General features: G+C 65.1%; 6 protein-coding genes. 3 read left to right on the top strand and 3 right to left on the bottom strand.

What is annotated here, in order from left to right; all coding sequences use genetic code 11:
* Window positions 1–579: 579 nt before the first annotated feature.
* Entirely contained in the window at window positions 580–1860 is a 1281-nt protein-coding gene (locus tag XdyCFBP7245_RS22740; protein WP_104617628.1) for an MFS transporter, read from the top strand.
* A gap of 161 nt (window positions 1861–2021) precedes the next feature.
* Here XdyCFBP7245_RS22740 and XdyCFBP7245_RS22735 read toward each other — a convergent pair whose 3' ends face one another.
* The 3 genes from XdyCFBP7245_RS22735 to XdyCFBP7245_RS22725 form a co-directional block, all read right to left on the bottom strand.
* A complete protein-coding gene (locus tag XdyCFBP7245_RS22735; protein WP_170068760.1) occupies window positions 2022–3320 on the bottom strand; it encodes a diguanylate cyclase in 1299 nt (432 codons plus the stop codon).
* A gap of 100 nt (window positions 3321–3420) precedes the next feature.
* Complete coding sequence (locus XdyCFBP7245_RS22730; protein WP_104617626.1) at window positions 3421–4737, bottom strand: NAD(P)/FAD-dependent oxidoreductase; 1317 nt, start codon at window positions 4735–4737, stop codon at window positions 3421–3423.
* Complete coding sequence (locus tag XdyCFBP7245_RS22725) at window positions 4737–6116, bottom strand: glutamine synthetase family protein (RefSeq protein WP_104617629.1); 1380 nt, start codon at window positions 6114–6116, stop codon at window positions 4737–4739. The genes XdyCFBP7245_RS22730 and XdyCFBP7245_RS22725 overlap by 1 nt, the downstream gene beginning before the upstream one ends.
* A 147-nt stretch (window positions 6117–6263) precedes the next feature.
* Here XdyCFBP7245_RS22725 and XdyCFBP7245_RS22720 point away from each other — a divergent pair, with 147 nt between their 5' ends.
* Both XdyCFBP7245_RS22720 and XdyCFBP7245_RS22715 read left to right on the top strand, forming a co-directional pair.
* Window positions 6264–7019, top strand: a complete 756-nt coding sequence (locus XdyCFBP7245_RS22720) for a gamma-glutamyl-gamma-aminobutyrate hydrolase family protein (RefSeq protein ID WP_104617625.1) — start codon at window positions 6264–6266, stop codon at window positions 7017–7019.
* 6 nt (window positions 7020–7025) lie between these two features.
* Window positions 7026–8411: a glutamine synthetase family protein gene (locus XdyCFBP7245_RS22715; protein ID WP_104617624.1), complete on the top strand. Its 1386-nt coding sequence runs from the start codon at window positions 7026–7028 to the stop codon at window positions 8409–8411.
* Window positions 8412–8588 lie beyond the last annotated feature (177 nt).

Here is an 8588-nt window from a genome sequence, read left to right as displayed (position 1 = left end):
CAGCGTCGCCGAACGTCAGTTGCATGGATGATTCCTCAACACGAGGCGAGTAGTGTCGCGCATCTGCCGTGCTTTGTTCAGAGGTTCCCTAACGGTTGCTCTGTTGAAATATCCGCACACCGGCGTTCTCGACTGGTCCTTGCCCGCTCACCGTCGCGGGACCTTACGCGGCATGGATGCCGCGTAAGAGCCTACAGGGACGTACTTGCGGCGTGTCCCGTGATGGTGGGCGGGCAAGGACCCTGCAGCCAAGCTGAAGATCATCAGCTCTACAGGTGATCTATCTTCATTGTTCGACCAGTCCGTACTTGCGGCGTTTCCCGCGATCGTTGACGAGTGAGGGCCCGGCAGCCAAGTCGCAGATCATCCGCCTTTCAATCAACGCATTCTTAGCACGCCATCCTTCCTCATCTGACGACTGCTCACTACGTTTTGTCGGCCACCCTTTATGGATGAGGATGGCATGGCCTACGCGCCAGGCGGTCACGCCTGTAACTTTTTGCAGGCCGGTTTGGCTGCGCAAACCACTGCCGCGATCTGCCAGAATCGGCCGTCTTGTCTGATGGATGCCGACCCACGATGATTGCTGCCGCGCCGCTCGCCACGCCCGTCAATTCGCCTGCGCGCGTGCTGTTTGCCAGCCTGATCGGCACCACCATCGAATTCTTCGATTTCTACATCTATGCCACCGCTGCGGTGCTGGTGTTCCCGACCTTGTTCTTTCCGGCCGGCGATGGCAGTGCGGCGATGTTGCAGTCGTTGGCGACCTTTGCGGTGGCCTTCATCGCGCGGCCGGTGGGCTCGGCGGTCTTCGGCCACTTCGGCGATCGGGTCGGCCGCAAGGCCACGCTGGTGGCGGCATTGCTGACGATGGGTCTGTCCACGGTTGCCATTGGTCTGCTGCCCGGCTATGCGCAGATCGGGGTGTGGGCTCCCCTGCTGCTGGCGCTGTGCCGGTTCGGTCAGGGGCTGGGCCTGGGCGGGGAGTGGGGCGGCGCCGTGTTGCTCGCCACCGAGAACGCACCGCCTGGCAAGCGCGTGTGGTACGGCATGTTTCCGCAGCTGGGTGCGCCGCTGGGCTTCTTGCTGTCCACCGGCACCTTCCTTGGCATGGGCGCATTGCTGGACGATGCGGCCTTCATGCAGTGGGGCTGGCGGGTGCCGTTTCTGGCCAGCGCCTTGTTGGTGATCACTGGCCTGTGGGTACGCCTGAGCATCACCGAAACGCCGGATTTTCAAAAGACCCTGGATCGTCAGACGCGCGTGCGGCTGCCGCTGGGCACCGTGATATCGCAGCATTGGCCGGCGTTGATCATCGGCACGCTGGGTGCGTTTGCCACCTTCGTGTTGTTCTATCTGATGACCGTGTTCGCATTGGGCTATGGCACCAAGACGCTGGGCTACGACAAGGAGCAATTCCTGCTGCTGCAGATGGCCGGTATCGTGTTCTTTGCGCTGGGCATTCCATTCTCGGCCAAGTTCGGCGATCGGCATGGCGCACCGTTGGCGATGATGCTGGCCAGCGTCGCCATCGTTGCGTTCGGGCTGGCGTTTGCGCCGTTGTTCCAGGCCCATCACCCGTTGCAGGTGTTGGCCTTTCTTGGGCTGGGCTTCTTCTTTATGGGGCTGACCTATGGCCCTTGCGGCACCTTGCTGGCGGAGTTGTATCCCACCGAGGTGCGCTATACCGGCGCGTCGCTGTCGTTCAATCTGGCCAGCATCCTGGGCGCGGCACCGGCGCCGTATGTGGCCACGCAACTGGCGCAACGCTACGGAGTACAAGCCGTGGGTTACTACCTCGGCGCAGCCGCTGTGTTGAGCCTGCTCGCGCTGACGGTGGCGCGTCGATCGCGTCGATAGATGCGCTTGCGTAGGCAACTGCCGTAGGCGCGGGCTGGTGCGCGCACAGGTGCTATCGGTAAGGCGCCTTCGCGCCCGGGTGCGCTCCTACGGTGGCTAGAGAAAGACGCGCTTTGAGGTGCGTCCTGGCCGGCTGCCGTGTTGGTGCAAGTGTGCTGCGCTCAGACCGCCAAGCGTACCTGGTTGCGGCCGCCGGCCTTGGCCAGGTAGAGATATTTGTCGGCTTCGTTCAACAGGTGATGCAGCGATTGATCGCTTTCGGTCGCAATGCACACGCCGATGCTTACCGTCATGCTCAGCGTGTCGTCGCCGACACGGACGCGTAGTGCACTGATGCGTTCGCGCAGGGTTTCGAAGTAGCTGGTGGCGTTGGCTGCATCCAGCCCCGGCACCAGCAGGCAGAATTCTTCGCCACCGAAACGCGCCACCAGGTCCTGCGGACGTGCATGCCCGGAGACCGATGCGGCTACCGCGCGCAACGCCTGGTCGCCGGCTTCGTGGCCCCAGGTGTCGTTGATGTGTTTGAAGTGATCGATATCCAGCATGGCCGCGGTTACCGTCTGGTCCTGCGACAGCAACTGCGGGATCACGCGCTGGCTTTGTTCCAGGAAGTAACGCCGATTGGGCAGGCCGGTGAGGAAATCGCGTGTGGCCAGATCCTGCAGCGTGCCGATCAATTCCAGCTGGTCCACGTTCTGCGAGACGCGGCAGAAGAATTCTTCGCGCGAGAAGGGCTTGCGCAGGAAATCGTTGGCGCCGTTCTTCAAGAAGCGCGGGATCAGCGACGAGTCGCTGTTGCCGGAGATGCCGATCACCGCGACCTTGTCGCGCGAGCGCAACGCACGCAGCCGGCGGGTGAATTCCACGCCTTCCATGCCGGGCATTTCCTGATCGACGATGGTTAGACGGATGTCGGGGTCGCGTTCGATTGCGTCCAGTCCGGCGGCGCCGTCAGCGGCCAGCACCACGCGGTAGCCGTACATCGACAGCAGTGCGGCGGCGTAGGTACGAGCAGACAACGAATCGTCCACCACCAACGCGCCGATGCGACGATTGCGCTCCAGGCGCTGCACCAACCAGGCCAGATATTCGATGCTGCCCGGTGCGTTCTTGAGTACATAATCGATGATCTGCTGCTGCAGCACGCGCTGGCGCAGATCCTCGTCGTACACGCCGCTGACCACCACGGTCGGCAGGTTGCGCGAGAGGAAGAACTCCACGACCTTGTCGCGGTCGCCGTCGACCAGCACCAGGCCGGTCAGGACCAGGAACCAGCCATCTTCTTCGTCGAGCACGCGCGCCGCTTCGGCCAGGGTCGAAACGACCGTGACCGGCAGTTCCACGCGTTGTTCGATGGCTGCGCGCAGCATGCTGGTGAACGTGCGCGAGTTCTCCACCAGCAACACGCGTTGCGGCAGAACTGCGCTTTCACTATTGCGATGTAGGGTACCTGGGGACATCGGTTGGCCGTGTGGATCGAACCGTCAGATCAGCTAACGGCTCTGCTCGCCAAAACTTGAGCGCTGCGTTGTAGCTTGCGCGATGGACCTGGGGGCGCGGTCACCACAGCGCGTCGCGCAGCCGGTACCAGCTCATGGCCGCCACCAGCAATGGGGTGCGCAGCCGCTGCCCGCCGGGAAACGGGCGGTGCGGGATACGCGCAAACACGTCCAACCGCTGGCTCTGGCCCGCGATGGCCTCGGCGATCACCTGGCCGGCCAGACCGGTGGCTGCCACACCGTGGCCGGAGAAGCCCTGCGCGAAATACACAGTCGGCGCGAGCCGGCCCCAGTGCGGCGCGCGGTTGCGCGAGATGTCCACGTAGCCGCCCCAGACGGTCTCCAGCGGCACCTGGCGCAACTGCGGAAACACCGTGTGCATGCGCTGGGTCATCAGGCGCTTCAAACCCGGCGGCGGGCGCGAGGAATAACTGGCGCGCCCGCCGAACAGCAGCCGGTGATCGGCGCTGAGCCGGTAGTAATCCAGCGCCCAGTTGGTGTCGGCCACCGCCATGTCGTTGGCGATCAGCGCGCGCGCGCGCGCCTGGCCCAGCGGCGGGGTGGCACCGACATAGGTGCCGACCGGCATGATGCGTTGCTCCAGCGGCGCGGCGATGCCGTGCAGCAAGGCGTTGCCGGCAATCACGCCGAAGTCCGCGGTGACGCTGCCATCGGCCGTGTGCATCGTCACCTGCGCGCCAGGGTCCAGGCGGGTCACCGCCGAGTCCTCGAAGATGCGCACGCCTGCCGCGAGCGCCGCCCGCGCCAGGCCGAACGCATAGGCCAGCGGATGCAGATGGCCGCTGGCGGGGTCGAACATCGCCCCCAGATACAGCGGGCTGTCCAGCACCTGGCGGGTGCGGGCGCGATTCCACCACTCCAGCGGGTAGTCGTAGCGCTGCGCCATGCGCACGATGCCATGCTGCAGCGCCCGCACCTGGCGCGGCTTGAGCGGCACGTGGGCGTGACCATCGCGCCAATCGCAGGCGATGGCATGACGTTCGATCCGCTGGCGCAGCAGGCGCATGCCGTCGCGCGAGAAGTCGAACAACAGCCGCGCATCTGCATCGCCGACCAGCGCTTCCAGCGTTTCCTGTTCGCAGCCGTAGCCCACGATGGCCTGGCCGCCGTTGCGGCCGGAGGCGCCCCAGCCGATGCGCCGGGCCTCCAGCACGACGACCCGGTAGCCCGCCTCGGCCAGCGCCAGCGCCGCGGTCAGGCCGGTATAGCCGGCGCCGAGAATGCAGACATCGGCGCGTTCTGCGCCGCGCAGGCGCGGTTGCGCGGGCAGGGCAGGCGCGCTGCGCGCGTACCAGCTGTCCGGATAGCCGCCCTCCGCGGTGTCGGCGTGCGGCAGCGCGGTGGCCGGGCTGCCCATCACACGGTCCGCAGGTACCGGGCGTAATCGATGTCCGGCACCAGCGCCTGGTAATCGAGCAGCTCGCGTTGTTTCTGTTGCCCGAATACATGCTGAAACTGCGTGCCTAGCTGGACGCCGATAAATTCGCTGGACACAAACGCATCGATCGCGCCCTGCCAGGTGCGTGGTTGAAAGATTCCTTGCGCATAGGCGTTGCCGGTGATCGGCGGCGTGGGTTCGGCAGGCTGCTGCAGGCCGTCGAGAATAGCCGCCAGCACCGCGGCCGCGGCCAGATACGGGTTGGCATCGGCGCCGGCAATGCGATGTTCAATGCGCGTGTTGCGGGCATCGCTATGCGGGATGCGCAGCGCCACGGTGCGGTTGTTGAAGCCCCAGCTGGCATCCAACGGCACGAAGGCATTGCTGACGAAGCGTCGGTAACTGTTGGCGTGCGGCGCGAACAACAGCAGCGACGCGTCCGCATGCCGCTGCAGCCCGGCGATGGCGTGGCGCAGGCGGTCGGTGGGCATCTCGGCCTCGCCGGCCAGCACGTTGTGCCCGTCGGCATCGAGCAGGCTCACATGCAGATGCAAGCCACTGCCGGCCTGGCCGGGGAAGGGCTTGGCCATGAAGCTCGCCAGCATGCGCTGCTGCTGCGCGATGGCCTTGATGGTGCGTTTGAGCAGGATCGCCTCGTCGCAGGCGGCCAGCGCATCGGCGCGATGTTGCAGGTTGATTTCGAACTGGCCCGGTGCGTACTCGGCCACGGCGGTGTCGGCCGGGATGCCTTGCTGGCGGCATGCGGCGGTGACCGCATCGGTAAAACCACGGTGATCGTCCAGGTCCTGCAACGCGTACACCTGGGTGCTGTCGCTGCGGATGCCGGTGACCGGGTCGCGCGGGGTCTGCGGGCGTCCCTGCGCATCGGGCACCGCATCGAACAGGTAGAACTCCAGCTCCACCGCCACCACCGGGGTCAGCCCGAGTGCGGCAAAGCCGTGCACCACCCGCTGCAGCACCGCGCGTGGCGCGACCTCGAACAGACTGCCGTCCGGGGTGTGCATCGCCAGCAGTAGCTGCGCCATCGGTTGCGGCGCCCACGGTACCGGGCGCAGCGAGCCTTCGATCGGCCGGCAGATGCGGTCGGCATCGCCGATGGCATAGCCAAGCCCGGTTTCTTCCACGGTGTTGCCGGTGATGTCGGTGGCGATCAGCGACATCGGCAGGCATACGCCATCGCGGTAGACCTTGTGCAACGTATCGGCAGTGACGCGCTTGCCGCGCAACACGCCGTTGGTGTCGGGCAACAACAGGTCGACGGGGTGGCAGCCGGCGATGCGCGCCAAGGTGGCGGCATCGGCAGCGGGCAGCGATGCGACGGAGTTCTCGAAAGCCATGGGCACCACCTGCGAAGTCGCCGCCCAGCCTAGCAAAGCACGCGTGATCGTTTGCGACCAGGCAACGGTGCGGCGGTGGCAATGGCGGCGGTGGCGCGGTAAGTTCGAGCGCATCTGCCGTTCAACGCACCGCATCGGGATGTCTGCATGGCTGTTGTACCGTTGGTCGGATTGCCGACCGATCGCATCGCGCAAGGGCCGCATCCGTTTCTGGCGGCCGGCGAAAAATACATCCGTGCGGTCGTGGACGCGGCCGGTGCCATGCCGGTGCTGCTGCCGAGTCTGCAGCCAAGCCTGGAGGCCGGCGCGTGGCTGGATCGGCTGGACGGCGTGTTGCTTACCGGGGCGGTCAGCAATATCGAGCCGCATCATTACAGCGACGACTCCAGCTGGGAGGGCAACCCGCACGATGCCGCGCGCGATGCCACCAGCCTGGGATTGATCCCACAGGCGCTTGCGCGCGGCCTGCCGGTGCTGGCGATCTGTCGTGGCCTGCAGGAGGTCAATGTCGCGCTCGGTGGACGCCTGCATCAACGCGTGCATGCGGTGCCCGGCCTGGCCGATCATCGCGAAGACCGCAACGCGCCGCTGGACGTGCAGTACGGCCCGGCGCATCCGCTGCGGTTGCAGCCCGGCGGCTGGCTGGCTGGCATGAGCGACTCGGCCGAGGTGTTGGTCAATTCCCTGCATGGGCAGGGCATCGCCACGCTGGCCGACGGCCTGCTGGTCGAAGCGACTGCGCCAGATGGCCTGATCGAAGCCTTTCGCGGCCCGGGACCTGGCTTTTTGCTTGCGGTGCAATGGCATCCGGAATGGCGTGTCACACAGCATCCGTTCTACCGTGCCATCTTTGAGTCCTTCGGCGAGGCCTGTCGCCGTTACGCCGCTCAGCGCGGTCAGTGAGGTTGTATGTCGATCCGCACACGTTCGCGCAAATCCACGCCCAAGCAGCCGGAGAGCGCATTGCGCCGCTGGCTCAAGGACCGCCGCATCACCGAGGTCGAATGCCTGGTGCCGGACATCACCGGCAATGCGCGCGGCAAGATCATTCCGGCCGACAAGTTTTCGCACGATTACGGCACGCGGTTGCCCGAAGGCATCTTCGCCACCACGGTCACCGGCGACTTTCCGGACGACTATTACGCGCTGACCTCGCCGTCTGACTCGGACATGCATCTGCGCCCGGATGCGTCCACCGTGCGCATGGTGCCGTGGGCCGCCGACCCCACCGCGCAGGTCATCCACGATTGCTACACCAAGGACGGCCAGCCGCACGAACTGGCGCCGCGCAACGTGCTGCGTCGCGTGCTGGAGGCCTACGCCGAGGTCAAATTGCAGCCGGTGGTGGCGCCGGAGCTGGAGTTCTTTCTGGTGCAGAAGAACACCGATCCCGACTTCCCGTTGCTGCCGCCGGCCGGGCGCTCCGGTCGCCCGGAAACCGCGCGGCAGTCGTATTCGATCGATGCGGTGAACGAGTTCGACCCGATCCTGGATCTGATGTACGACTATTGCGATGCGATGGAGCTGGACGTGGATACCTTGATCCACGAATCCGGCGCCGCGCAGCTGGAAGTCAACTTCACCCACGCCGATGCCTTGTCGCGCGCCGACCAGGTGTTTCTGTTCAAGCGCACCATGCGCGAAGCGGCGCTACGGCACGGGGTGTATGCCACGTTTCTGGCCAAGCCGATGGAAACCGAGCCCGGCAGTGCGATGCATATCCACCAAAGCCTTTTGCATGCCGGCACCGGCAAGAATGTATTCAGTGGCAAACGCGAGGGTGGGTTCAGCGACACCTTTGCGCATTATCTGGGCGGGCTGCAAAAATACATTCCGATGGCGATGGGGCTGCTGGCGCCTAACGTCAATTCGTACCGGCGGCTGATGTTCGGTGAGGTGTCGCCAAGCAATGTGCTGTGGGGCTTCGACAACCGCACCTGCGGGTTACGGGTGCCGATCGATGCGCCGCAGAACATGCGGGTGGAAAGTCGGTTTGCCGGCTCCGATGCCAATCCATATCTGGCGATGGCGGCGACATTGGCGTGCGGGCTGTTGGGCATCCGCGAAAAGCTGGAACCAACCGCGCCGATCAGCAGCAATGGCAAGGAGCAGGGCTACGATTTGCCGCGCTCGTTGGGTGAGGCGCTGGATGGGTTGGAGAAGTGCGAGGCGCTGCAGGAGATGTTGGGGCGGCGGTTTGTGCGAGCCTATATCTCGGTGAAGCGCAAAGAGTATGAGACGTTCTTTCGGGTGATCAGTTCGTGGGAGCGGGAGTTTTTGTTGTTGAATGTGTGATGGGGTCGGATGAGTGTTGCTGCACGTTCCCTTCTCCCGTCGGGAGAAGGTGCCCGAAGGGCGGATGAGGGTGAGGTGTCGGGTGCTTAGGTATCCCCACGTTTTTAAGGTACCAGGCTCATCTGCTCGCGCACTGCGTCGGGCAGGGTGCGCAAGCGTTCTAGCCAGCGTGAGACA

The organism is Xanthomonas dyei (genome assembly GCF_002939865.1).
GTDB classification, from domain to species: Bacteria; Pseudomonadota; Gammaproteobacteria; order Xanthomonadales; family Xanthomonadaceae; genus Xanthomonas; species Xanthomonas dyei.
The sequence above is the reverse complement of the archived record's forward strand: the minus strand, read 5'-3'. Positions and strand labels throughout refer to the sequence as shown.